Raw genomic sequence first — 25462 nt, 5'->3', positions numbered from 1 at the left:
CCCCCGGATCAGCGGTCCTCCCCGCGGGGTTCCCGCTCGTCGAGGAACGACAGGATGCCATCGGCATCGGACTCGGTGCCGAGCACCGACTGCCAATGGCTGAGTCTGCGGGTGTCGCGGGCGGTGTCGGTGCGGGCCACCCGTGCCGGTTCGTCGACAGCGTCCGGGTCCGGCGGCACGGCGGCCATCGTCTCGGCCAGCGCCACCGCGGTCTCGAAGACCTCATCGGGCGCGGTGACCGTGGCGACCAACCCGACCCGGAGCGCCTGCTCCGCGGTGATCAGTTCCTCGCTGAGCAGCAACGCCACGGCGGGGCCGAGCGCGATCTTGGTGCCGACCCGCGCATTGCCGCCGCCAGGGGACAATCCGCGACCGGTCGCGGGGAACCCGAACTTCGCCGTGGCCGAGGCGATGATGACGTCGCTGCCGAGCAGCAGTTCCAGCCCGCCGCTCACTGCGGTGCCGTTGGCCGCACCGACCACAGGAATACTGGGCCGGCCCATGGCCAGTCGGACGAACGCGGCGTACCGCGGACCGGCGAGGAACTCGGCGCCGTCGGTGAAGGCTCGGGGATCGGTGCCGGCGCAGAAGACGCGATCTCCGGCCCCGGTGAGCAGAAGCGCCCGCACCGTGGGATCGGCTTCGGCGGCGATCAGCGCCGCGCCGAGCCCGTCGATCATGGCGCGGGTCAAGGTATTGCGTGACGCGGGCCGGTTCAGGCGCGCGATCATCACATGGCCGTGGCGGCCGAGCAGGAGCTCGGCGCCGTCGGCCGAGGTCATGGCCTGCGCTCCGAATCGAGGAATTGGGCGTCGATGGCGGTGTCGAGTGCGCCCATGGGCGCGCCGAGTTCGGCGGCCAGCATGCGCACCACGGCGACGTCCTTGCGGATGAATTCGCCGACCGAGGCGCTGAACGCGGCCACCGAGCCCTTGGCCGCGACGCTCGCGGCGGCGCGGCTGGCCCCGCTGGCGTGTTGGAGGGCCGTGAGTACGGTCGATTCGTCCACACCGAGTCGGGCGGCCAACTGGACGGCTTCGGTGACCAGGCCGAGTTGGGCCGCGAAGAGCGCGTTGTTGACCAGCTTCACCCGCTGCCCCGTGCCGAGTGGGCCCACGTGCAACACCGGGTCGCCGTAGCATCGCAACACGGGTCCGGCACGGGCGACGGCCTTCTCGGTGCCGCCGGCGAACAGGGTGAGGGCGCCCGCCTCGATATCGGGTGGTCCGCCACTGATGGGAGCGTCCACGACGCTGATATCGCGAGTAGCGGCCAGCGCGGCGACATCTTCGATGGTTCGTGGGCTCCCGGTGGTGTGCACGATGAGCACCGACCCGGCGGGCATGCTCGACAGCAACGGAGTGTCGAGACAGACTTCACGGACCTGATCATCGGTGAACACGCAGATCACGACCGCGGCGGCCCCGGTGCCGACCGCCGCGGTGAACGACACCGGCTCGGCGCCCGACGCGGTCACCCGCTTGCGCGCCCCGCTGGACCGCCCGAGCGCGCGCACCTCGTGTCCGGCCGCGACAAGGCGGCGCACCATCGGAGCGCCCATTCGCCCCACCCCGACGAACCCCACCCGAAGGGCAGTCACCGAGCGTGACCGATCAGGTTCAGCGTGGCATCGGCCGCGGTCAGCGCCACCCCGGTGTCCGCGTCGGACCCGGTCGCGAGATCGGCGAGTAGCTGGATGTCCTTGCGCAACGTGTGCCCGGCGTGCTCGCCGATCCGGGCCATGGTGCCCGCCAGGATGCGGCCGAGGGCGAAACTGTTCGCCGACCCGTGCGCGATCACCTCGCCGAGCTTGGCCTCGTCGACACCGAGGTCGCGGCCCAGCGCCAGGGTGCTCGCCGAGGTCGCGAGATTGGCGGTGAACAACAGATTGTTGAGCAGTTTGGTGACCTGGCCTGCCCCGATATCGCCCAGGTGCACAACAGGATCGGCGTAGGTCCCGAACACCGGTCGACACAGATCGACCGCTTCGGTCGGGCCGCCGACCATGACGAGCAGACGCCCCTGGGCGACCGCGGGCGCGCCACCACTGACCGCCGCGTCGATCAACGTGACACCCTGTGCCGCGGCCTTGTCGGCGAGTTCGCGGCAGGTGTCGGGATGAATCGTGCTGTGCACGGCCACGATCGCGCCCGGAGCCAGTCCGCCGAGTACCCCGTCCTGGCCGGTCAGGACGTCGCGGATGTCGGCGTCGTTGCCCACGCACAGGCAGACCAAGTCGCTGGCCTGGGCGAGGGCGCGCGGTGTGTGCGCGACTTCGGCCGTGGTCTCGGCGAAAGGCTCGAGCGTGGCGGGTCTACGGGCCCACAGAGTGGTCCGGTACCCGGCCGCCACGATCCGCTGCGCCATCGGCGCGCCCTGACTACCCAATCCGATGAATCCGACGCGCATCAGCGCACCTCCAGTTCGAATGTGCCGCTCACGCAGTCTGTTCGGGCTGTGGACGCCAGAACAGCGCGAGCAGTCCCGCGGTCGACACGACGGCTACGCCGAGGGCGATGCCGCCGCCCGCCCAGCCGGTGACGGTGATATCGGCGGCATGGTCGATCGACAGCCGCCCCGGTCCGAGGAAGGCCAGCGCCAGCGCCACCACCGCCAGGACGAGCACGTACTCGTACCCCTCCTTGAACACGAAGAATCCGTTCGCCCGGTGCGCGAGCAACCCGGCGACGAGCATCACCGCGATCACCGCCGCGCACGCCAGTGGCGTACCGAGGCCGAGGATCAGCAGCACGCCTGCCCCGACCTCGGTGAGCACACTCGCCCACGCCTGCAAGACCCCGTTGCGCAGGCCGAGGCCGGCGAACCAGCGGGCCGTGCCCGCGATCCGGCCGCCACCGAGCCAATGATTGAGTCCGTGCGCGATCATCGTGGCGCCGACGACCAGCCGCAGCAGGGTCGGGGCCACATCGGTGACATCCATGGGTTACCTCCTGAGCCACGACTGCGCGGCTCGATCGAATCAGTTCTCGCTGGTCAACAGGAGCACACCGCTGGGTGTCAGACCACCGCTGCTGGTCACCGCGACCCGCGCACCGGTGACCTGTCTCGGACCGGCCTCCCCGCGCAGCTGGCTGACCGCCTCGTGCAACAACCCCATGCCGTGGGTCCGGCCGTGCGAGAGCTGGCCGCCGTGGGTGTTGAGGGGGAGCAGGCCGTCGCGGGCGATGTTCTTGCCGCCGTCGAGGAAGTCCTTGGCCTCGCCGATCCCGCAGAAGCCGAGGGCTTCGATCCAGGACAGGCAGTTGAAGGTGAATCCGTCGTACAGTTCGGCGACATCGACATCGGCCGGGCGCAGTGAGGTACGCGACCACAGGTGCGCGGCCTGGCCGAGGACCTGCGGTTCATGGGTGAGGGTGCTCTGGTCCCACTCGATCCGTTCGAGGATCTGGGTACCGACCGCGGCCACCCGCACCGGCGGCTTGGCCAGATCCGGTGTCGTGTCGATCGCCGAGACCAGCACGGCGACAGCTCCGTCACAGGGCACGTCACAGTCGTAGAGTCCGAACGGGGTGGTGACCGGTCTGGCCTCGAGGTAGTCCTGCATCGTGAGTGGATCGCGGTAGACCGCAGTAGGATTCAGCTCGGCGTTCGCTCGTTGGTTCAGTGCGATCCAGCCCAGCGTTTCCCTGGTGGTGCCGTAGCGGTGGAAATGTCGTTGGGCGTTCTGCGCCAACGTATGCGCGGCCGAGGTGGCGCCGAAGGGCATCATCCAACTCGTGGTCCGGCCGCCCGTCGGCGTGATCTTGCCGGTGCGGATCAGCTCGTTGTACGTCGCCTCCCACACGGTGCGGAAGCACAGTACGTGCCGGGCCAGACCGCCGGCGACGGCCAGCATCGCCGCGATCACCGACCCGCCGGGACCGAAGGTCTCGAAACCGCCGTTGTACCAGGTCGGTCGGAGACCGAGCGCGGCCTCGAGCGCGCTCACCCCGCCCTCGCCGAAACCACCGACATTGCCGCCACCGGGATAGGTCGACAGGCCGTCGATGTCGGCCATGGTGAGACCGGCATCGGCGACGGCGCGCTCGCACGCTTGAATCGTCAGCGACAGCGGCGAAACCATCAGGCGCCGACCGATATCCGACATGCCGATACCGGTGAGGGCGACCTTGTCCTCGAACTTGTCGCGGCCGATCATCGGCCGCACGTGCTCGCCGAACCGGTGCGGCTCGATCTCGTCGGTGGGCAGGGGCGCGGGTTCCGGCTGTTCGGCGGTGGGCCGGAACAGCGGCAACCACACGTCCGCGTCCTGTTCGAAGACGACCTCCATCCGCATCCCCAGCACGAGGTCGGCCGGATCGCAGCCCACCACATTGGTGGTGAGCCGGACCCGGGGATCCTCCTCGACCGCGACCTGGGCCACGACATACGGCGCGGTCAGCCCCGGCACGCTGAACCGTTGGTTGACGGTGAAGCCGATGAGTGTGGCGAAGCCGGAGACATCGCGGACACCGAGGGTGTGCCCGTGGCAGTACCGGCACACCGGCTGCGGTGGATGGATCAGGGCCGCGCAAGAACCGCACTCCTGGATCCGCAGGCGACCGTCGGCGCCTGCGGTCCAGAAGAATTCGTTCTCCGCGGTCACCAGGGGCAGTGGCCGCCCCGATGCCTCGGACATCTCGTTCCTCACTGTGTACTGGTGTCCCGGTGGGCCGTGACGGGTGCCGCGAGTTGCTCCTCGTCGCAGATCTTCTGCAGTTTCACCAGCGTGTCGTCGAGTCCGAGCCCGAGGCGTGGTCCGGGGGTGAACGTCGCCGGAAGATGCCGCATGCCCTGGATGACTCCGATGGTGTCGTAGTGCACCGTGGTTTCGGGATCGCAGCGGTAGTCCGGCATCCGGTCGAGAACGGCGAGCAGCATGCGCTTGAACACGGTGCGCGCCACGTTCGAACCGATGCACCGGTGAACGCCGAGCCCGAAGCTGTAGTGCCGGTTGCGCCGTCGGTCCAGGATGACCTCGTTCGGGTCGTCGAAGACGGCCGGATCACGATTGGCCATCGCCCACGACAGCCACACCCGGTCGCCTTCCTTGAACTCGGTGCCCACGACCTCGCAATCCTCGGCGATCGTGCGCCCGTCACCCGGGGCGGGCGTGTAGTACCGCAGGAATTCCTCGGTCGCGGAATCGAGGAGCTCGTCTCGATCCCGGCTCAACGTCTCGCGCTGATCCGGGTTCTCCGACAGCCACTCCAGGGCGTGCGCGGTGAGCGCGGTCGTGGTGTCGAAGCCACCGCCGATGAGCAGCCCGAGCATGCCGAGCATTTCCATATCGGGAAGCGGTTCGCCGTTCATCGTCGCGTTGTTGATCGCGTCGATCAGGCCGGGTCGCGGGTTCTCCCGGATCTCGAACAGATTCTGCAGCAGATCGATTCCCATCGTCCGGTGCATCTCCGCCACCCGCGGATACTCCGGGGAGTCCGGCGGGGTGTACACCGACGCATGGGCCGGCTCGTTGTAGATCGTCCAATTCGCGAGCGGGATACCCAACATGCCCAGCGTCAGCACGGCGGGCACGATATTGGCCAGCTCGTCGACGAAATCGATCCGGCCCGACTCGATCTTCTCGTCGATCGCGGCCCGCACGATCTCGTCGATGAACGGGATCCAGCGGGCGACGGCGGCGGGGGACAGGTAGGGGTTCAGTGCCGAACGCACCTCGCGATGCTCGGGCTCGTCCATCTCCAGGATGCCGCCCCGAACCCCGCTGGCCCGTGGGGCTTTCGGAATGGAGATGCCTTTGTAGCCGCGCCGCACCCCGGCCGTATCGTGGTCGTTGGAGATGTGCGGGCAGCGTGCGAGTTCGAAGACTTCACGGTTGCCCGCCGCGACCCAGTGCCCGTCGTGGGTGTCGGTCCAGGCGATCGGGCACTGCTCCTGCATGGATTCGGTGGTCGCGACGAATGCGTCGCGGTATTCGGGGGCGAATCGATCGAACGAGAAATTCGGTTTCTTGCGTGCCTCGTCGGTCGCCACATCGTTGACGCTCATGGCGGTGTCCTCTCAGGAAATAGCGATGGCGCGTTCCGGGCAGGAGTGAGCTGCTTCGCGCACCTGCTCCTCCTGGTCGGGCGAGACATCCTCGCTGACCGGCGACGAATGGCCGTCGAACTCGCTCAACTCGAATGATTGGGGAGCGGTCATCGCGCACAGGGTGTGGCCCTGGCAGCGCTCTGAATCGACTCGAACCTTCACGGCGGGAATTCCTTTCAGGCGTGGTAGTCGTACCACTTCAGATATCCGCCCGCGTCCACCCGCAACTGCGTGCCGGTGATGAAACGGGACTCGTCGGATGCCAGGAACAGCACCGCGTCGCTGATGTCCTCGGGCTCGACATAGGGGACCGGCATGGCTTGCATGGTGTGGAAGGCGGGTTCGGCGTCCGCGCGGGTCGGATGCTCGAGATCGGGACGGAACGAGCGGTACATCGGCTCGCTCTGCAACATCGGGGTGTTGCAGTTGGTCGGGTGAATGACGTTGGCGCGGATCTTCTTCGGCGCGATGTGGGTGGCGAGTTCGTGCACGATCATCGACAGCGCGCGCTTGGCGACCATGTAGGCGACGCCGCCCGGATCCTTGCCAGGCTGGTCCACCTTGCTGATATCCATCAGCGCGGCGAGGGAGCCGGTGGCGATGATCGAAGCGCCGGCTTCGAGATGGGGCAGCCCGGCGTGGATGGCGTTGAGCACGCCGGTCAGGTTGGTGTCGAGCACATCGGTCCAGGCCTGCCACTGCGGCTCGCCCTTCATCCCGGCGATTCCGGCTTGTGCCACCACGATGTCGAGGCGGCCCAGCTCCTGCACCCCGTGCGCGACGGCGTCGCGCATCTGTGCGGCATCGCGCACATCGGCCTGGACGGTGACGATGCGCCGCCCCGACTTCTCGACCAGTCGGGCCGTTTCGTCCAGGTCCTCCGGACGCGACAGCGGGTATCCGATGGAGTCGATGTCCTGACAGATATCGACGGCGATGATGTCGGCGCCCTCGGCGGCCAAACGCACCGCATGACTGCGGCCCTGGCCTCGTGCGGCTCCGGTGATAAAGGCGACCTTGCCCTCGACGCGTCCCACGGGGATTCCTTTCGATGTATGCGGTGCCCACCGGAAGGTGGTGAGCCCGTTTCGGTTCGGTACGGCTAGGTGTTGCGTCCGCCGTTGACGCCGAGGATCTGCCCGGTGATGTACCCGGCGCTCTCGGAGATCAGGAACGAGCACGCGGCGGCGATGTCCTCGGGTTGTCCGACTCGCCGCACGGGGGTGCGCTGGATGTGGTCGTCGATCGTGCCGCCGAGCAACTTGGCCGACTCGGCCTTGCGCAGCATCGGGGTGTCGATGAAGCCGGGCGGGATGGCGTTGACCGTGATGCCCACCGGACCGAGTTCGAGCGCCAACGACTTCGTCAGCCCGTTCACCGCGGACTTGGCCGAGACGTAGTGCGCCATGAACGGTTGACCCGAATGCGTGCTCGACGAGGAGATGTTGACGATGCGGCCCCATTTGGCCTCGAGCATGTCGGGCAGCACAGCTTGGATGCAGTGGTAGACGCCGTTGAGGTTGACGTCGACCACCCGCTGCCACTGCGCGAAGTCGATATCGACGAATCGGCCGGTGCCGTCGAGCCCCGCGGCGTTGACCAGGATCGTCACCGGACCGAGCGCGGTGCGGACCGCGTCGAGCGCGGCGCGGACCTGCTCGGGATCGGCGACATCGGCGGCGTGAGCGAATTCGGTTTCGGTCGGTCGCAGATCGAGGGTGGCGACGTGATATCCGTCTGCCCTGAGTCGTTGCGCGATGGCGAGTCCGATGCCGGAGCCGCCGCCGGTGACCACTGCGGTTTTCACGCCCACGCCTCCTCGCCGGCCAGGGTGGTCCGGTGCAGCTCGCGTTCGGAGGACGCCTGATAGGGCAGCGCTCGGTGCAGGATTCCGGTGTTGTCCCAGATCACCAGGTCGCCGACGGACCAGTCATGGGTGTAGCCGAAGCGCTCCTGCGTCGACCAGTCGAGCAACTCGTCCAGCAGCGCCCGACCTTCCTCGGGATCCATGCCGACGATGTGATCGGCCGTGGCGCCGATCACCAGGGACTTGCGGCCGTCCGCGCGCTGCCAGACCAGGGCCGTCTCGTGGGAGGGCTGGGTACGCCAGTCGGCGACCTGTTCGGGTGTCGGATCCGGGTGCACCAGTCGCTGCGACGCTTCGAAGCTGTGCACCACCCGCAGCCCCTCGTAGCGCTTGCGGTCCGCTTCGGGGAGGTTCTCGTAGGCGGCATAGGTGCTGGCGAACTGGGTGCCGCCGCCTTCCATGGCGACATGGCGCGCGGTGAGCACGGTGGCCTTGGCCGGCACCTCGTTGGTGGTGTCGTCGATGTGCCAGAAGAACGTGCCCTCCAGGTATTTGGCCGCCCGGTTCTTCGCGGGATCGAGAGTGATCGTGAAGATCTCCCGGCCGCCGGGGGCCAACACCGTGCCCAGCTCGCGGCAGAACGCGAGCTGCGCGTCGTCGTCGAGGTGCAGACCGCGCACGACCAGCACACCGCGCCATTTCAGTGCCTCGAGGCACCGGCTGATCACCGTGTCGTCGTGCAGATCGGCGACGCCGGTGACTTCCACCCCGATCGTGGGACGCAGCGCTGTAGTGTGGATCACAAGAATCTCCCTTCCAGTTGCGAGAACCGTACTCTCGCTGAGAGTTCCTTCGCAAGGCCTGATATCGCCCTTTTTGCGAAGGGCGTGCTGCTGATCGGGGTGTGGGTCGCGGCATTCGGCTGATACGCGCCGAGGTGTATGGATATATTGTTCTCTTGAAGTGAGAATCACATTTCCAACGCTCAGCGAGGAGACGGGATGTCATCCCAGGACACGGACTCGGTCGGCGCGTCGGCGCCGACCACGGCAGTCACCAAGCGGTTGCTGATAGACGGACAGCTGGTCGAGGCGGAACACACGTTCGCCTCGCTCGATCCCGCGACCGGCGAGGTGTACGGCTACGCGCCCGAAGCCACGCTCGAACAGACCGAGGCGGCCATCGCCGCCGCCCGTCGAGCCTTCGACACCACCAGTTGGTCGACCGATGCCGCGTTCAGGGCCCGCTGCCTCGACCAACTCCATCGGGCACTGCTCGACAACGTGGAGGACCTGCGCGAACTGACCATCGCCGAGGTCGGCGCCACCCGGCGCCTCACCCACGGCAACCAACTCGACTTCCCGATCGAGATCGCTCGCTACTACGCCGATCTCCTGCCCGCGTACTCGTTGACCGAGGAACTCGGCGAGCTCGAGATCCGTGGTGAGCGCCACCGGCGCTGGATCGAAAAGGAACCGGCCGGAGTCGTTTCGGCGATCGTGGCCTACAACTACCCACACCAGCTCGCCCTGGCCAAACTCATGCCCGCCCTGGCCGCCGGCTGCACGGTCGTGCTCAAGGCCGCTCCCGACACCCCCTTGGCCACGCTCGCGCTCGGTGAACTGATCGCCGAGCACACCGACATCCCGCCCGGCGTGGTGAACGTGTTGTCGGCCGCCGATGTCGCGGTCGGCAAACTGATGACCACCCATCCCGACGTGGACCTGATCACCTTCACCGGCTCCACCCCGGTCGGGCGCCAGATCATGGCGGCGGCGAGTGAATCGCTCAAGCGGGTCTTCCTCGAGCTGGGCGGCAAATCCGCCATGGTCCTGCTCGACGACGCCGACTTCGCCACTACGGCCGTCTTCGCCGCGTTCACCATCTGCACGCACGCCGGACAGGGCTGCGCGCTCACCTCACGGCTGCTGGTACCGCGAGACCGCCACGACGAGATCGTCGAACTGGTCGCCACCAATCTCGGCTGGGTCAGCAGCGGCGATCCGAGTGACCCGAAAACGTATATGGGGCCGTTGATCAGCGCGAAACAGCGCGACAAGGTGCACGGCCTGGTCGAACGCGCGGTCGCCGCCGGAGCCACCTTGGTCACCGGTGGCACCAAGGTCGACCCGGGCTTCTTCTACGCGCCGACTCTGCTCGCCGGTGTCGACCCCGACAGTGAGATCGCCCAGGAAGAGGTGTTCGGGCCGGTGCTGGTCGTGATTCCCTACGACGATGACGACGATGCTGTGCGCATCGCCAACAATTCGATCTACGGACTCTCCGGTGCGATCTTCAGCGCCGATGCCGACCGTGCGCTCGCGCTCGCCCGGCGGATCCGCAGCGGTACCTTCAGCATCAACGGCGGCAACTATTTCTCGCCGGACGCCCCCTTCGGTGGTTTCAAGCAGTCGGGGATCGGCCGGGAGAGCGGGGTCGCCGGGCTCGAGGAATTCCTGGAGAGCAAGACCTACGCCGCGGTCGTCGGGTTGAGCGAAGCGTCGGGCGGTGCCGAGTAGTGCGGCCGCTGGAGGGAATTCGCGTTCTCGAGGTCGCGATGTACGGCTTCGTGCCGTCGGCGGGAGCGGTGCTGGCCGATTGGGGCGCCGATGTCATCAAGGTCGAACACGCGGTCACTGGCGATCCGCAACGCGGCCTACGACAGATCGGGCGCTTCCGGGTCGACGGTGACCCCAATCCCAATGTCGAACATGCCAATCGGGGCAAACGCAGCATCGGCGTCGACATGTCGGTGCCAGAGGGGCGCGAGGTGATCCACGAGCTCGCCCGTGGTGCGGATGTGTTCCTCACCAGCTTTCTGCCCCAGGCGCGCACGAAATTCGGGATCGACGTGGACGACATCCGCGCCGTGAACCCGAAGATCGTCTACGCACGAGGCAGTGCGCTGGGCCCACGCGGCGCTGAGTCGGACAAGGGCGGGTTCGATATGACCGCCTTCTGGTGCCGCGGTGCGGTCGCCGCCACCATCACCCCGCCGGGCACCGAGGGCATGATCTCGCCCCCGGGTCCCGCCTTCGGCGACACCATCTCCGGGACGAACCTCGCGGGTGGCATCGCGGCGGCGCTGCTCAAGCGGGAACGCACCGGCGAGCCGTCGGTGGTCGATGTCTCGCTGCTCGGCAGCGGCCTGTGGGCGCTGGGCCACACCATCGCCCTCTCGGCGCATCTCGGGCAGCCGATGGTGGCACCGGTGCCGGGCGCCCATGGCGCGCCGACCAATCCGCTCTCGGGCCTGTACGCCACGGCGGACGGTCGCTACCTGTCGCTGGTGATGTTGCAGCCCACCAAATTCTGGGCCGACGTGTGCCGTCACATCGGCCGTCCGGAGCTGGCGGCGGACCCCCGGTTCGGCACCGCCGCGGATATCGCGGCCAATACGCAGGAGGCCGTGGCGATCCTGCGGGAGGCGTTCGCGAGCGCAACCCTCGCCGAGTGGACCCAGCGTCTGACCACCCTGTCCGGACCGTGGGCGCCGGTGCAGGACAGCCTGCAGGTCGGCGACGACCCGCAGATCCGAGCCAACGAATACCTGGTACGAGCCGGTGAGCTCGAATTGGTCTCCAACCCGGTGCAATTCGACGTCACCGCGCCCGAGCTGGCCCCCGGCCCCGAGTTCGCCGCGCAGACCGAGGAGATCCTCCTCGAACTCGGGCTGGACTGGGAACGGGTCATTGCCCTCAAGACAGCGGGCGCGATCACCTAGGGCGATCTCCGGCGGCGGCCGTTCGGTCGCCGCCGGAGCCGTCTAGCGGCCGTGCTGGACCTGATCGAACGGCAGACCCCGGTCGGCGGCCGCCTCGCGGGGCATGCCGAGTACCCGCTCGCTGATGATGTTGCGAGCCATCTCGGTGCTGCCGCCGGCCAGACTCCACGCCTGCCGCATCAGGTAGTCCTGTCCGGCCCGGCCGGCTCCGGCGTCCTCGACGTCGGCACCGGTGGCGGCCGCGGCGCCCGCGATCCGCACCGCCATATCGGCTTGCAGCCACGAATTCTGGGCGCTGAACAGGCGGACCATCGATCCGGCCGCAGGCACGAGCGCCCCGGCCGCGATGCCGCGGGTCACGCGGGCGATCAGCTGATCGTGCACCATGTTCAGTGCGCGCGCCTCGCCGATGTCCTCCCTGACCCGAGGATCGTCCAACTGTCCGGTCCGTCTTGCCAATTCGACGAGCGCGGACACGTCGCGCCCACTGTGGGTCTGGACACCGCTGGCGTAGGGCGACGCGCCTCCGACAGCGCTGCGCTCGTGGCTCAGCAGCCGGTTCGCGGTCGCCCAGCCCGCGTCGACCTCGCCGAGCACCGCATCGGCGGGCAGCACGACATCGTCGAAGAACTCCTGGCAGAACTCCTGCGACCCGTCGACCTGGGTGATCCGCTGGACGGTGACACCCGGCGCGTGTACCGGAACCAGGAACATGGTGAGCCCGGCGTGTTTGGGCACCCCCCAGTCGGTGCGGGCCAGGCACAGACCGTAGTCGGCGGCGTATGCCCCCGAGCTCCAGATCTTGGCGCCGTTGAGAACCCAGGTATCGCCCCTGCGTTCGGCGCGAGTGGTCAGCCCGGCCAGGTCCGAGCCACCGCGCGGTTCGGACAGGAATTGCACGAGCAGTTCCTCACCACGCAGCACCGCCGAGAGATGGGTGCGCTTCTGTTCCTCGCTGCCGATGTCCAGAATCGTCGGCGCGCAGATGGTCAGGGTCGGGATGTTGAGTGCCAGCGGCATTTCGTAGGCGCGCGACTCCTCACTGAACACCCGCTGGTGCGCGGGCGTCAGGCCGAGCCCGCCGTACTCCTTCGGAAAGCAGATCCCCGCGAAGCCACCGTCGTACAGGACGCGTTGCAGCTGTTTGGCGCGTTGCCAGGAGGCCTCGGACTTGCTGGTCTCTCCGTGCTGGTTCGGTGGTGCGGGCGTGAGGTTGTCCGACAACCACCGTCGGGCGCGAACGCGGAACTCGTCGACGGGCTCGAGATCGGCGGTGCTCTGTTCGGTCATGCGACCTTCCTGTCCAGGAGATCGGTGAGGCGACGCCGATGCTCCTCCGGCGTTCCGTACAACGCGCGCCCGAGGGTGACCCGCCGCAGGTAGAGATGGATATCGTGTTCCCAGGTCACCCCGATACCGCCGTGGATCTGCACGCAATCCTGGAGCAGGCCGGGGACGACAGCGCCGATATAGGACTTCGCGACGCTGACGGCTTCGGCGGTTCTGCTCGGGTCGCCGTGGAAGGCGTTGGCAGCGGCCCATGCGGTGGCACAGCAGGCCTCCAGTGAGGTCTTGTGTTCTGCCGCACGATGTTTGAGCGCCTGATAGGACGCCAATTGCCGACCGAAGGTGTAGCGGTCCGACATCCACTGCACGGTCAGTTCGAAGGCGTGCTCGGTCGCGCCGGTCGACTCCGCGGCGGTGAGCGCGGCGGCGACCTGTACCTGGGTATCCAGTGCCGCGGCGGTCTCGCCCGGATAGCGCTGGACCACCGCGTCGTCGCCGACCACGACGTCGACGAAGGAGACCTTCGCCGTGCGGCGTACGAGGTCGAGCGTCCAGGTCGGGATGACGGTGACACCCGGTGCGTCGGCCGCGATCAGGACCTGGACCGGTCCGTCGGGACCGCGGGCAGACACCAGGAACACGTCGGCTTGATCGCCACACTCCACCCGATCCTTGACACCGGAGATCCGGAAGCCGGTGCCCTGGGGCACCGCGAGGGTGTCGACCGCCGCGGCCTCCAGTCCGTGCCCCGGCTCGTAATGTGCCCAGGCGGCGATGGTGTCACCACTGAGCACCGTGGCGAGTAGGTCCACGAATCGGTTCTGCTCCCTGACCAGGGAGGTCAACACGGCACTTGTGGTGACGAGCGGGCCCGGTGCGCAGGCCCGCCCGAACTCCATCGCGACCAGTGCGAGGTCGGCCATCGGCACCGCCGAAACCGATCCGCCGCCGAGCCGCTCCGGGACCAGCGGTGCGGTCCAACCCAGTTCGGCACCTTGCCGCCACCACTCGCGGTCGAACCCGACGCCGGACGCGGCGAGGCCGCGCACGACGTCGAGGGGAACGGATTTCGCGAGGAATTCGCGGGTGGTCGAGCGGAACAGCCGCTGGTCACCGGAGAGCTCGAAGTCCATCAGAGTGATTCCCAGACAGTCACTTTCATGGCTGCCGGGTCGATGGACGGGCTGAGCTGGATGCGCCCGTCAGCGGAGCGGGCTTGGATTTCCTTCAGCACCGGACCGGCGTCGCCGTCGATATCGTAGTCGGCCAGATAGGCGAATTCCGGGGGCTGCCCGCCGACCGGTTGGGCACGAAATCGGTTGCAGGACTTGACCCCGGGTATCTCCAGCATGTCGGGGATGTGGACCTCGGTGTACCAGGTGTTGTATTCCTCGTCCATGCCCGCGCGCGGACTGGAGAAAACGATCAGGTGCATGGCAATGTCCTTCGGTTGTTCGTTTGGTTCGGGTGATCAGCTGATGTGCTGGGCGGCATAGCGTTCGGCCCATTCCGCGCGAGGCCGGATGGTCAGGTCGACATCGCGGGCGTTGTTCCGCAGTGCCGCGACCGTCGCCTCCTCGCGGGAAATATGGGTGAAGGGATCCCAGTTGAGGAATCGGCAGGCGTTCTGCCAGGTGATCTGATGGATGTCGCTGTCATCGGCGCCGGCGCTGTTGAGTTCTTCCAGCACGAATTCCGGGGCATCGGGAAACAGTGAGTCCGAATGCGGGTAATCGCACTCCCACGCGATGATGTCGATGCCGATCTCGTGGCGCATCTTGAGCGAATTCCGGTCGGTGACATAGCAGGCCATGACGTGCTCGCGGAACACATCGCTGGGCATCCGCCCACCGAAGTCGCGGCGCAGCCATTTCTGATTGGTGTAATGGCGGTCGGAGCGGTCCAGGTAGAACGGAATCCACCCGATCCCACCTTCGGACAGCGCGACCTTGAGACCGGGATAGGTACGCAGCGCCGGACCCCACAGCAGATCCTGGATCGCGATCTGGGACACCGTCGGCGCGAGGCACATGAGGTTGTCGATCGGTGCGTTCGGTGCCAACCGCAGCGCCCCGAAACCCTGTCCGATGTGCAGGTTCATCACCAGCCCGGTATCGGCGAGCGCGGCCCAGACCGGGCCCCAGTACTCGCCGTCGTGGTAGGAGGGCAGTCCGTCGATGTGGGGGAGTTCGGGCATGGTGACGCCACGGAATCCTTTGGCGGCGACCCGGTTGATCTCGGCGACGGCCAGCGCCGGTTCCCACAGCGGGAGAATGGCATTCGGAATGAACCGGCCGGGGTAGGTGGCGCACCATTCATCGATGTGCCAGTCGTTGTAGGCCGAGATCACCGCGATGGTGATCTCGTCCTTGAACTGGCTCAGGTGTCCGGCGCTGAAGCCGGCGAAGGTCGGAAAGCACATCGAGGACAGGATGCCGTTGGCATTCATGTCCGCCACCCGGCTGTGGATGTCGTAGACCCCCGGACGCATCTCGGCGTAGCGGGCCGGATTCTTGTCCCACTCTTCCTTCGGCCACCCCACCACCGCGTTCAAACCGGTGACACCCACCGGCTTACCTCGATAGACCCACTGATCGACGCCCTGGTCATTGGTGATCAGTTTCGGGATGTACTCGGCGTGCTTCTTGGGCGTGTGCCGGGCGAACATATCGGCAGGCTCGACCACATGGTCATCGATGCTGACCAGGATCATGTCGGTGAAGTTCATGGAGGGTTCCTCGGAGTCAGGCGAATACGGTTAACGCAGTTGGTCTTTCATGACCTTGCCGGTGGCGTTGAGCGGTAACTCGTCGAGGAACCGCACGGATCGGGGTGCCTTGAAGCCGGCCATCCGATCGCGGGCCCACGACACCAGTTCCGCCTCCGACACCGGGCTTTTCGCGACGACGAAGGCACGGCCGACCTGTCCGAGCCGCTCGTCGGGCACGCCGACCACAGCGACCTGGGCCACGGCGGGGTGTTCGAGCAGGAAGGCCTCGACCTCGGCGGGATAGGCATTGAAGCCGCCGACGATGAACATGTCCTTCTTGCGCCCGTTGATCCGCAAGCGGCCGTCCAGGTCGAGACTGCCGAGGTCGCCGGTGTGCAGCCATCCGTCGGCATCGATGGTCGCCGTGGTCGCGTCCGGATCGTCGAAATAGCCCTGCATGACGGAGTATCCGCGGACCAGCACTTCGCCGTCCTCGGCGATGCGCACCTCCACACCGTCACACGGGGTTCCCACGGTGGTCGCGACCTGCTCGAAGCTGTCGCCGGGACGGGATGCCGTCGCGGTTCCGGCTTCGGTGAGCCCGTAGCCGGTCATGATCGACTGGAACGGCAGTTCGGTCTTGACCCGCCGGATCAGTTCGACCGGAATATCGGCGGCCCCGGTGACCGCGGTCCGCAAGGACGACAGATCGTGGGTATCGGGAGCGTCGAGCAGGGCGTGATACAGGGTGGGTGGCCCGGGGAGCATCGTCACCCGTTCCCGTTCGACGAGTTCGAGCACCCGATCGATCTCGAACACCGGCACCGGCAGGATGGTGGCGCCGCGGATCAGCGAGCTGATCACCCCCGCCTTGTAGCCGAAGGTGTGGAAGAACGGGTTGACGATCAGATAGCGGTCACCCTCGCGCAGGTCGGCCAGATCGCACCATTCCGAGTACAGCCGCAGGGTCTGCCGATGATTCATCATCACGCCCTTGGGGCGACCCGTGGTGCCCGAGGTGTAGATGATGTCGGCGATGTCGGTGCCGTTCATCGTCCGTTCGAAAGGCTTACCGCTGGCGAGGAAGTCCGATTTCAGATCGATCACCGGGACGCCCTGCGGGCCCGTGTAGTCCGTCCCGAGGAAGCCCTGCTGCACCAACAGCAGCTCGGCGCCGCTGCGCCGCACGACGTCGGCGGCTTCCTCGGCCTTGAATCGGGTGTTGATCGGTACCAGCACGCCCCCCGCGGTGACCAGCCCGAACGCGGCGATGATCCACTCGGCCGAGTTGGGCGCCCAGATCGCCGCCCGATCGCCCTTCTCGATGCCCGCGGCCGCGAACGCGCCCGCGGCCCTGCGCACTCGGTCCGCGAGGTCGATGAAGCTCAACCGCAGTGGTCCGTCGACGATCGCTTCGGCATCCCCGAAGCGATCGCCGGCGCTCAGGACCATCTGCGGGATGGTCTCCCATGTCATACCTTCAGCAGCCTCGCGAGGTTGCCACCCATGATCTTGGCCTGGTGTTCCAGGCTCAGATCCTTGATCTCATGGATGTAGCGCGCGGGCTCGGCCAGGCCCTCCGGATGCGGGTAGTCGGAGCCGAACAGGACGTTGTCCACTCCGATGAGGTCGGCGATCCCGCCGAGATCCTCTTCCCAGAACGGGCTGACGAAGATACTGCGTTTGAGCGCCTCGACCGGGTCCTGATGGCCGAAGCCCTCCGGCGCCTTCTTGGCGACATCGGCCAGATTCTCCAGCAGCGGCGCCAGCCACGACGCGCCGTTCTCGATGACCGCCACCTTGAGCTCGGGGAAGCGGAACAGCGCGCCGTGGCACACCCATGACGCCACCGCGTCCTGGATCGGGCGCCATTCGGTGGTCATCCGGAAGGTGTTCGTCTGGAACGGCAGCATCTCCAGGCTGGAGCCCTCCCACTCGGCGTTGTGGCGCGAGTAGCCGCTGTCGGAGGAGTGCATGGTGACGAGAATGTCGTGCTCGACCACCCGCTTCCAGAACGGGTCGAACTCCGGCAGCGCGAACGAGCGCAGCCCGCGCAGACCGGGGACCGGGGCCGGGCGCACCAGAATGGCCTTGGCGCCGTGCTCGACGCACCAGTCGAGCTCCTCGATCGCCTTCTCGACGATGGGCAGGCTCACCACCGGGACGGTGAAGATGCGGTCCTTGTAGACGAAATTGCCGTCCTCGCCCCAGGTTTCGAGCAACCACCGGTTCAGTGAGTGAATCACCGCGTGGATCAGATCGGGGTGGTGACGCATCCGCTCTTCGACGAGGCTGGCCAGCGTGGGAAACATCAGCGAGCGATTCAACTGCAGCTCGTTCATGAGCTCCAGGCGCGCGCCCGGCTCGCGGAAGGCCGGGATGGAGCGCATCGACTTGCCGAAGATCTCTCGCTTGCTCTTGCCCTCCGGATTGCCGTTCTTGAAGTAATCCTCCATCGCGCCGGGACGGGCGACAACCTCGAACGTGGGGTTGGGAATGTACTCGCTGATCTGGCCGAGGACCGCAATCTTGGTGCGCCCGTTGATCTCGACGTACTTGATGGTCCCCTCGTACTCCGCGGGGAGGAACTTGGTCAGCGCCTCCTTGGTTTCGTAGAGGTGGTTGTCCGCGTCGAACAACTGATACGGCAGATCCAGCTGCGTCATGAGAGCCTCCTTGTTGGGTTATGAGAATCATATTCTCACAAGATGCGCATGGCAATATTCGATAGCTACATTTGCGCCCATACCGTCTTGGTCTGCAGGTAGGCCTCGAGTCCCGCCTTGCCTGCTTCGTAGCCCCAGCCCGACTGCTTGTAGCCGCCGAAGGGCATGGAGTGGTCGAACACCATCTGGCAGTTCAACGAGACGGTGCCGGCTTGCAGCTGTTTGGCCAGTCGATGGCCACGGCCGAGGTCCTTGGTCCAGACGGTGGCGGCCAGGCCGTAGGTGCTGTCGTTGGCCATCGCGACGACCTCCTCTTCGGTGTCGAAAGGCAGGATCGTGACGATCGGGCCGAAGATCTCCTCGCGGTAGAGGCGGCTGGTGGCGGGGTCGACACCGGTGGCCACGGTGGGGTGCACGAAGTACCCGGTTCGATCGAGACGCTGACCGCCGGCCACGAACTCCACGCCCTCGGATTTGCCCTGATCGACATAACCCAATACCCGAGTGAGCTGCTTGGCGCTGATCAGCGGGCCTGCCATGGTGCCCTCTTCCTTGGGCCCACCCATCTTCATGTTGTCGGCCAGGTTCGCGATGCCCGCCACGACCTTTTCGTAGGAGCCGCGCTGCACGAAGACGCGCGAACCGCACACACACGCCTGGCCCGAATGTACGAAGGCGCCGAATCCGGCCATCATGATCGCCATATCGAGATCGGCGTCGTCGAAGATCAGCACCGGTGATTTGCCGCCGAGTTCGAGGGTGATCTTGTTGAGGTTGCTCGCCGCCGAGGCTTGCACGATCGCCCGGCCGACTTCGGTGGAGCCGGTGAAGGCGACCTTGTCCACGTCCGGGTGCGCGGTGATCGCCGCGCCGGTTGTGTGTCCGTGGCCGTTGACCAGATTGACCACGCCCTCCGGTACGCCGGCCTGGGCCAGGAGCCGGTCGAGTACCAGCGCCGAAAGCGGAGTCTCCTCGGCGGGTTTCACCACGCTGCTGCACCCGGCCGCGAGGGAGGGAGCGACCTTGGCGCAGTAGTTGAAGACCGGCCCGTTCCACGGGAAGATCAGCCCCACGACATCGTAGGGCTCCTTGAGGGTGTAGCCGTGCTGTCGCGATTCCACGCCGGTGAGCCCGCCGGCGTTCACGTCGTGAGCGATGCCGTCGATCTTGGTGCACCAACCGGCGTAGTAGCGGAACCATTCCGAACCGATGCCAACGGTGAGCGCGGCCTGGTTCTGCGGGATTCCGGCATTGGCCGATTCGAGGTCGGCCAGCAACTCGGTGTTCTCGTCGATCAGATCCGCGACGCGCCAGAGGATCTTGGCTTTCTCGCTGCCCGCCAGGTTCTTCCAGATGCCGGATTTCGACGCCGCTTTCGCCCGTGCGACGGCGTCGTCGACGGCTTCGGCGCCGCCGTCGGTGAATTCGGTGAGCTGTTCCTCGGTGACGGGATCGACGACGGGGATCGCGTCTCCGGTGCCCGGTCGGTTGCGGATTTCGTCCAGCACATTCTGCACGGTCATGGTGTAGCTCCTCGCGTGTCAGCGGTGTTCTCGAGCGCAACGGATTCGGTACGCGCAATCCACCGTCGTCGCTAGGTTAAGCGCATAACCATCAGGGTGTCCAGACCCCGAACGGCCTCTGGTGAGGAACCGGGAAGCTAGGTGGAGGCCCGCACGATCAGGTGGGCGACATCGGTCGGCTGGGGAGCGGGCGGTGCCGGATATCCCAGTTCGGTGAGGACAGCGGCGATCGCGGCGTCGGCGACCGCGGCGGGGTTGTACTCCACCGTGGTCAGCGGCGGATCACACAGCGCCCCCATGGGATTGGCGTCGATGCCGATCACGGCGAGGTCGTGCGGGCAGCGCAAACCAGCCTCCCGGAGACCGTGCAACACCAGACCCGCGATCTCGTCGCTCTGCGCGCAGACCGCGGTCACTCCGTCGCGTACCCAGCCGGTGACCACCTCGGCCGCGCTGCTCGCGGTGACCTCGTCCACCGTGATCGGCGGCAGGTCGTGCGCACGCGCAGCGTCGACGATTCCCTGGAGCCAATAGTCGCCGAGGGCACGCCATTTGGCGACGTCGGTGCGCCCGAACGCGATCCTGCGGTGCCCACGCGAGACCAGGTGATCCACGCGCAACGCCCCGACGGTGAGCAAAGGGTCGCCGAGCGCGGGCAGCAGCCCGATCTCGATCAAGGGCACCTTCGCGGCCTGCACCTTGCCGCGTGCGTCACTGCTCAACGGGAACAGGCTCACTACCGCGATCGGATCGAGATTGTCGATCGCGTCGATGACTCGCTCGTGGTCCTCGGTCTCGAAGATCTGCACCTGGAGCAAACCGTGCTGTGCCAGTGCGGTGGCCATCAGGCTGCCCGCCTGAATCGGCATGTCGCCCACCGCGACCCGTGGCAGCACGGAGAGCACCACCCCGCTCCCACCACGCGCGAGATTACGCGCGGCGACATTGGTGCGATAGCCGAGTTGTCCGGCGGCACGGTAGACCGCTTCTCTGGTACGAGCGGAGATCCGTTTGCCCGCGGAGTTGTTCAGGACGTAGCTGACGGTCGCGGTCGACACGTTCGCCAGCCGGGCGACGTCGGCGTGGGTGGGCCGCGCGCTTTTCCCGACGTTCGTCGCGTCACGATCGGGAGCGGGAGCGGCCATGGACTCATGATGGCACCGTCACCGCGGACCCGGCGTGTAGGGGCCGCCGTACGGAGTGGGAACGGTCTGCGGTCCCACCGGGGCCGGCTCGGCGGTCTGCAGGGGGTCGGCGGGCGGTGCGGCGGGAACGGGGTCGTTCGGCGGGCGCGGAGCGTTGCGCGCGCCGCGCGGCATGAGTGTGGGATCCGGGTCGGTGCAGTCCGCGTTCACGTACGGCTGCGCGTAATCGGGGACGGAGCCGGGCCGCCGTGGCACGTTGTAGTCGCAGGCGTAGCGGGGGTAGATGCTGGCCAGCGCCCAGACTCCGCCGTCGTGGAACGCCGAGGCCACCGCGTCGAGAGCCGATCCGGCGCGCTGGCGGGGAAAGAAGAACTCGTCGAGCGCGGGGATGCGGGAATAGGCGACCTGCGAGACAGTGACGAGGTTGCCCAGCAACTGCACCATCGTCGGAGAGTTCTGCGCGAGGATGGTGTCGAGCTCGGTCAGCATCGGCGGTGTCTGCGCGAGCAGCTGTTCGTAGCCGTCGGTCATCGACGCCATGCCGCCGAGCACGCCCGCGAGATTCGCCGACGTCGACCGCAGCGCGGTGCGCCCGTCGTGCAGGGTCGCGACCACGACTCGGCTGTTGCGCAGCAGGTTCACGGTATTCGGCAGCACGGTGTCGAGCGTGGAGATGAGGAACGTGCCACCGTCGATGATCGCCGCCAGTTTGTCGGGGCCCGCCGGACCGGCACCCAGTTCCCGCGAGATGGTCGCGAGCCGGTCGGGATCGATCTGGGCGAGGGTGCCGCTGAGGCTTTGCAGCATGTCCGACATCGGTACCGGGGTGGAGGTGCGGTCGGCGGTGACCAGCGCGCCGTCGCTCAGATAAGGGCCCTCGTTGCTCGCGGGCAGGAAATCGAGATACTGCTCGCCGGCCGCCGACAGCGCCGCGGCGCGCACCTGCCCCGACACCGAGATACGGACATCTTCGTCGATGGCGGCGACGGCGACCACCTTCTCGTCCACCACCTGAACCGAGTCGACGCGCCCGACGCGCACACCACGCACGGTGACTTCCTGGCCGGGCAGCAATCCGCCCGACTGAGCGAGTTCGACTCGCACGCGATACGGGTGATCGAGTGGATCGACGCCGAAGGTGGACAGCACCAGGTGCGAACAGGCGCCGGTGAGAACGACGAGTAGTCCGAGTAGCGAGACCGCGGACCGATGGCGATGCGCGGCGCGGACGACCTCGACGAGTACGCGGGCCGGTGGTTCGATCATGCTCCGCGGGGTCATCGTGGTGCTCCTGTCAGCCGACCGCCCAGCCGATCGATCATGTGCTGGAGCGAGCCGACGAAGGCGGTCCAGTCGGTGATATCGGGAGCCCTGCCGCCGGATCCGCCCGGATTCGCGGGATCGGGAATCGCCAGCTGGGTGATGTCGGCCGCGACGTGCCCGTTGGGGCCACTGATCATCTTGAGCACGATCTTGATCATGTCGTTCACCTCGTTGAGGTCGGCCTGGGGATTGATGGCCGCGGCGTTGAGTCCCGCGGCCAATTGGTTGATGTTGGCGGCCATGCTCGTGGTGTTGGTGCCGGCGACACTGGGGAACCGGGCCAGCTGGGTGGCGATCGTGTGCACGCGATCCACCAGCGTGATCACCGAGTCGGTGTTCTCGGCGAGGACTTCGATGGCTGGTCCGGCCGCGGCGACGGTGTCGGCGAGGGTGGTCTGCTGGGCGGCCACGGTCCCGCTGAGGTCGGCCGCGGCGTGCAGCACGCCGTTGATCTGGTCGGTGCGGTCGGCGAGGCTGCCCAGCAGTGCTCGGGTCTCGTCGAGCAGCGCGGCGAGCCGGTCGCCGCGGCCCCCGACGTGGTCGCTGAGCGCGGCGACGACCGTGGTGAGGTATTGGATCGTGCCGCCGTTGACCAGAAGCGATGCGCGAGTGAGCATTTCCTCGATCGTCGAGGCCGCCGAGGTCGACTCGAGCGCGATCGCGCCGCCGTCGCCGAGCATGGCGGTGCCGGGCTCGACGGTCGGCGGCGGCTTCATCGCCACGAAGACATCGCCCATCGGTGTGGCAGATCGCAATTGGGCCGACGTGCCGACGGGCAGCTGTACCGACGAGGTGATGCGGAGCGTCACCTCAGCCGTGTAGTCGTGGGCGGACATCGACTCGACTTGGCCGATGTCGGCGCCGTTGAGCGTGACCTTCGCCTTGACAGGAAGGTTGAGGGCGTTGGAGAAGGTCGCGGTGAGTGTGTAGGTGTCCCCACCGAGCCCCGGTGCGGGCAGCGGCAATTGGTCGAGCCCCACGGCGCATCCGGTGGCCGACAAGGTGAGCGCGGCGGCGATCCCGAGCCTGAGCACTGTCCGGTTCCGAGGTGTCATCGACCGCTCCTTCCCGCGATTCCCGCCAGGATGGCGGTGATACCAAAATCCGGTCCCATGTCGCGCATGGTGCCGGTGGCGCATCCGTGGTTCTGCAGTTGCAGCAGATTGCAGACCTCCTTGACCATTTGGCCGTCGAGCAGCAGCCGGTTGACGTCCACACCGGCGCGTAGCGCGCGGACATTCGGGTCGACGGAGTTGTAGGCGTTGTCGACGACCATCGGGAACACGTCGAGGAACTGGGCGAGGTTGTAGTCGTAGGCCGCCAGGGAACCGGTGACGGTGTTCGCGTTGGTGACGAGGCCGGAGATAGTGCCCTGGTGGCGCCGGAGCAGCTCGGTGACCTGGCCGATGATCCGGTTCAGCGCCGCGCCGGTCGCGCCGGTTCCCAGCTGTTGATCGGCCAGGAAATCGCTGAGTTGCGCTACGGCACCGCCGAATTCGCGCAGCGTCTGATCATTGCGCGCCGCGGCCGCGGTCAGCTCGTCGAGGTTGGTGACGACGGTGGTGATCGCATCGCGGGTGGCGGTCCCGTTGTCCGCACCCAGTCGCAGCGCACGGGAGAGCTCGCCGAGCGCGGCCCGCATGTCGTCGCCGTTGCCTCGGGTCGCGGCGGACCCCAGGCCGATCAGGTCGGCGACCGGGCCCGCGCCGTTGCCGTCACCACCCAGTGAGGTGGACAACTTCTGCGCCATCGACAGTAGGGCATCGAACTCGACCGGCGACTTCGTCCGCGCCGGATCGAGCACCGCGCCCGAGGGCAGGGTCGGCCCGCCGCGATAGACCGGGGTGAGTTCGATGTGGCGGTCGGTGAGCAACGAGTCCGAGATCGTCACCGCCTGCACATCGGCGGGCAGCTGGATCGAGCTGTCGATTCGCATCTCGACTTCGACCTCGGTGCCGTGGGCCTCGATCCGAACGATGCGCCCGACACGCATTCCGAGCACCGAGACCGGGTTGCCCTCGTACAGGCCGTTGGCATTGGCGAATTCGGCGGTGATGGTGGTGGTTCCCGTGTCGGACCCGACCGAGCAGCTGGTCAGGCAGGCGGCGGTTACCACGATCGCGGCCAGTTTCAGGCTGGACAGCAGTGTGTTCATCGGCAGTCCTGGAGATAGGGGGCTCGGCCGGACTCGACGGCGACGGCACTCAACGCGCACATCCACGAGTCGACGAAAGCGCCGTCGGGGGCGTTGGCGTTCAGTTCCGCGCCGGTGCCGGTGGCATTGGCGAACATGCGCCAGGGGACCGGAAGGATCTGCAAGATGCTGCGCAGCAGGTCGTCGTGGCCCGCCATCATCGCGGTCATGTCGCGCAGATCGGTCAGCAGTTGTTCGATCTCGGCATTCTCACCGACCACGATCGGTTCGAGTCGCTGGACCAGCGTGGTGGTCGCGTCGAGCAGTCGACGCAACGCGTCCTGGCGGGCGAGAATCTGGCGCAGCACGGTGCCGCCCTGCCCCACCACCGAGCCGAGTTCGGCCTGCTGGGTACGGATCACGGTGCTGACCTGGTCGGTACTGGTGAGCAGGGTGCCGATCTGGTCGCGTCGGGTCGCGATGACATTCGACAGCGACCGGATATCGCGCAGGATGCCAGGAACCAGCGACGGCAGGCCGTCGAGCCCCTGCGACAGCGATGTCATCGACGCGGCGATCTGGTCGGCGTCGAGTTCGTCGAAAGTGGTGGTCGCGTCCTGCAGGGCGGTCTCGAGGTCATAGGGAACAGTGGTCTGGGACAACGGAATCCGATCGTCGCGCAGTTCGCCGTTGCCGGACGAGCGCAACTCGATATAGCGCGAGCCGAGCAGCGTGGTCAGTTTGATCGCGGCCGCGGCATCGGCGCCGAGGGCGACCTCGTCGTCGACCGACAAGCTCACCTCGACATGGTCGCCGGCGAGCCGGGTGCTGGTCACCGTGCCGACGGGAATGCCTGCCCACGTCACCGGGTCACCGGCGGCGATCCCCGCGGCCTGCGCGAAATCGGCCCGCACAGTGCGTGTGCCGAGGTGTAGCGAGTTGACCACGACCAGCACGAGCAACACCAGCACGACGGAGAGCACGGCGATGAGGCCGGTCCGTAGCGACCTGTCGGTGGCGATCGCGCCGGAACCGGCGGCGCCCGGGCGTGGCAACAGAGAGGAGAGGGCGCGCAGTGGATTCTTCATGGTC

At 67.2% G+C, this 25462-nt stretch carries 24 protein-coding genes; 2 read left to right on the top strand and 22 right to left on the bottom strand.

Annotation, left to right across the window (positions count from 1 at the left end):
• Nucleotides 1-8: 8 nt before the first annotated feature.
• From OHS03_RS12725 to OHS03_RS12680, 10 genes are all read right to left on the bottom strand, one after another.
• The gene (locus tag OHS03_RS12725) at nt 9-782 is read right to left on the bottom strand and encodes an enoyl-CoA hydratase/isomerase family protein (RefSeq protein ID WP_328662916.1); all 774 of its coding nucleotides are present in this window, start codon (nt 780-782) and stop codon (nt 9-11) included.
• Nucleotides 779-1600, bottom strand: a complete 822-nt coding sequence (locus OHS03_RS12720) for an NAD(P)-binding domain-containing protein (protein ID WP_328662915.1) — start codon at nt 1598-1600, stop codon at nt 779-781. The genes OHS03_RS12725 and OHS03_RS12720 overlap by 4 nt, the downstream gene beginning before the upstream one ends.
• On the bottom strand, nt 1597-2409 hold the full coding sequence (locus OHS03_RS12715) for an NAD(P)-dependent oxidoreductase (RefSeq protein WP_328662914.1): 813 nt from the start codon (nt 2407-2409) through the stop codon (nt 1597-1599). Before OHS03_RS12715 ends, OHS03_RS12720 begins: the two co-directional genes overlap by 4 nt.
• Before the next feature lie 28 nt (nt 2410-2437).
• Nucleotides 2438-2941, bottom strand: a complete 504-nt coding sequence (locus tag OHS03_RS12710) for a DoxX family protein (protein WP_056809107.1) — start codon at nt 2939-2941, stop codon at nt 2438-2440.
• A 39-nt stretch (nt 2942-2980) separates the two neighbouring features.
• Nucleotides 2981-4639 carry a thiolase C-terminal domain-containing protein gene (locus OHS03_RS12705; protein WP_328662913.1) on the bottom strand — a complete coding sequence of 553 codons (1659 nt, stop codon included), beginning with the start codon at nt 4637-4639 and terminating at the stop codon, nt 2981-2983.
• An 8-nt stretch (nt 4640-4647) separates the two neighbouring features.
• Nucleotides 4648-6009 carry a cytochrome P450 gene (locus OHS03_RS12700; protein WP_328662912.1) on the bottom strand — a complete coding sequence of 454 codons (1362 nt, stop codon included), beginning with the start codon at nt 6007-6009 and terminating at the stop codon, nt 4648-4650.
• A 12-nt stretch (nt 6010-6021) separates the two neighbouring features.
• Entirely contained in the window at nt 6022-6213 is a 192-nt protein-coding gene (locus OHS03_RS12695) for a ferredoxin (RefSeq protein WP_056809101.1), read from the bottom strand.
• A gap of 14 nt (nt 6214-6227) precedes the next feature.
• Nucleotides 6228-7088, bottom strand: a complete 861-nt coding sequence (locus tag OHS03_RS12690) for a mycofactocin-coupled SDR family oxidoreductase (protein WP_056809098.1) — start codon at nt 7086-7088, stop codon at nt 6228-6230.
• A gap of 65 nt (nt 7089-7153) precedes the next feature.
• Nucleotides 7154-7858, bottom strand: coding sequence for an SDR family NAD(P)-dependent oxidoreductase (locus OHS03_RS12685; RefSeq protein ID WP_062981423.1), 705 nt, complete (start codon nt 7856-7858; stop codon nt 7154-7156).
• Nucleotides 7855-8661 (bottom strand): TauD/TfdA dioxygenase family protein, encoded by an 807-nt coding sequence (locus tag OHS03_RS12680; protein ID WP_328662911.1) that lies wholly within the window; start codon nt 8659-8661, stop codon nt 7855-7857. Before OHS03_RS12680 ends, OHS03_RS12685 begins: the two co-directional genes overlap by 4 nt.
• A 198-nt stretch (nt 8662-8859) precedes the next feature.
• Between OHS03_RS12680 and OHS03_RS12675 the strand changes: the two genes are divergently transcribed.
• Both OHS03_RS12675 and OHS03_RS12670 read left to right on the top strand, forming a co-directional pair.
• Nucleotides 8860-10377, top strand: a complete 1518-nt coding sequence (locus OHS03_RS12675; RefSeq protein ID WP_328662910.1) for an aldehyde dehydrogenase family protein — start codon at nt 8860-8862, stop codon at nt 10375-10377.
• Nucleotides 10377-11582, top strand: a complete 1206-nt coding sequence (locus OHS03_RS12670) for a CaiB/BaiF CoA transferase family protein (RefSeq protein ID WP_328662909.1) — start codon at nt 10377-10379, stop codon at nt 11580-11582. The genes OHS03_RS12675 and OHS03_RS12670 overlap by 1 nt, the downstream gene beginning before the upstream one ends.
• Nucleotides 11583-11624: 42 nt before the next feature.
• Here the strand turns inward: OHS03_RS12670 and OHS03_RS12665 are convergent, their stop codons facing one another.
• From OHS03_RS12665 to OHS03_RS12610, 12 genes are all read right to left on the bottom strand, one after another.
• Complete coding sequence (locus OHS03_RS12665) at nt 11625-12872, bottom strand: acyl-CoA dehydrogenase family protein (protein WP_328662908.1); 1248 nt, start codon at nt 12870-12872, stop codon at nt 11625-11627.
• On the bottom strand, nt 12869-14002 hold the full coding sequence (locus tag OHS03_RS12660) for an acyl-CoA dehydrogenase family protein (protein WP_328662907.1): 1134 nt from the start codon (nt 14000-14002) through the stop codon (nt 12869-12871). Before OHS03_RS12660 ends, OHS03_RS12665 begins: the two co-directional genes overlap by 4 nt.
• A complete protein-coding gene (locus tag OHS03_RS12655; RefSeq protein ID WP_328662906.1) occupies nt 14002-14304 on the bottom strand; it encodes a hypothetical protein in 303 nt (100 codons plus the stop codon). The genes OHS03_RS12660 and OHS03_RS12655 overlap by 1 nt, the downstream gene beginning before the upstream one ends.
• 36 nt (nt 14305-14340) lie before the next feature.
• On the bottom strand, nt 14341-15597 hold the full coding sequence (locus OHS03_RS12650; protein ID WP_328662905.1) for an amidohydrolase family protein: 1257 nt from the start codon (nt 15595-15597) through the stop codon (nt 14341-14343).
• Between the two features lie 30 nt (nt 15598-15627).
• Nucleotides 15628-17055 (bottom strand): FadD3 family acyl-CoA ligase, encoded by a 1428-nt coding sequence (locus OHS03_RS12645; protein WP_328662904.1) that lies wholly within the window; start codon nt 17053-17055, stop codon nt 15628-15630.
• Entirely contained in the window at nt 17052-18245 is a 1194-nt protein-coding gene (locus tag OHS03_RS12640) for an amidohydrolase family protein (protein ID WP_063002887.1), read from the bottom strand. The genes OHS03_RS12645 and OHS03_RS12640 overlap by 4 nt, the downstream gene beginning before the upstream one ends.
• A gap of 65 nt (nt 18246-18310) precedes the next feature.
• Nucleotides 18311-19768: an aldehyde dehydrogenase family protein gene (locus OHS03_RS12635; protein ID WP_056809078.1), complete on the bottom strand. Its 1458-nt coding sequence runs from the start codon at nt 19766-19768 to the stop codon at nt 18311-18313.
• 137 nt (nt 19769-19905) lie between these two features.
• Nucleotides 19906-20913: a LacI family DNA-binding transcriptional regulator gene (locus OHS03_RS12630; protein ID WP_328662903.1), complete on the bottom strand. Its 1008-nt coding sequence runs from the start codon at nt 20911-20913 to the stop codon at nt 19906-19908.
• An 18-nt stretch (nt 20914-20931) separates the two neighbouring features.
• A complete protein-coding gene (locus OHS03_RS12625; RefSeq protein ID WP_328662902.1) occupies nt 20932-22194 on the bottom strand; it encodes an MlaD family protein in 1263 nt (420 codons plus the stop codon).
• Nucleotides 22191-23291, bottom strand: a complete 1101-nt coding sequence (locus tag OHS03_RS12620) for an MlaD family protein (RefSeq protein ID WP_328662901.1) — start codon at nt 23289-23291, stop codon at nt 22191-22193. The genes OHS03_RS12625 and OHS03_RS12620 overlap by 4 nt, the downstream gene beginning before the upstream one ends.
• Entirely contained in the window at nt 23288-24391 is a 1104-nt protein-coding gene (locus OHS03_RS12615) for an MCE family protein (protein WP_328662900.1), read from the bottom strand. Before OHS03_RS12615 ends, OHS03_RS12620 begins: the two co-directional genes overlap by 4 nt.
• Complete coding sequence (locus tag OHS03_RS12610; protein ID WP_328662899.1) at nt 24388-25458, bottom strand: MCE family protein; 1071 nt, start codon at nt 25456-25458, stop codon at nt 24388-24390. The genes OHS03_RS12615 and OHS03_RS12610 overlap by 4 nt, the downstream gene beginning before the upstream one ends.
• Nucleotides 25459-25462: the final 4 nt, after the last annotated feature.

Origin of the sequence: Nocardia salmonicida, from assembly GCF_036142455.1 — a bacterium.
Lineage (GTDB): Bacteria > Actinomycetota > Actinomycetes > Mycobacteriales > Mycobacteriaceae > Nocardia > Nocardia salmonicida.
Note: the sequence above shows the minus strand (reverse complement) of the source record. Positions and strands in the feature narration are given on the sequence as shown.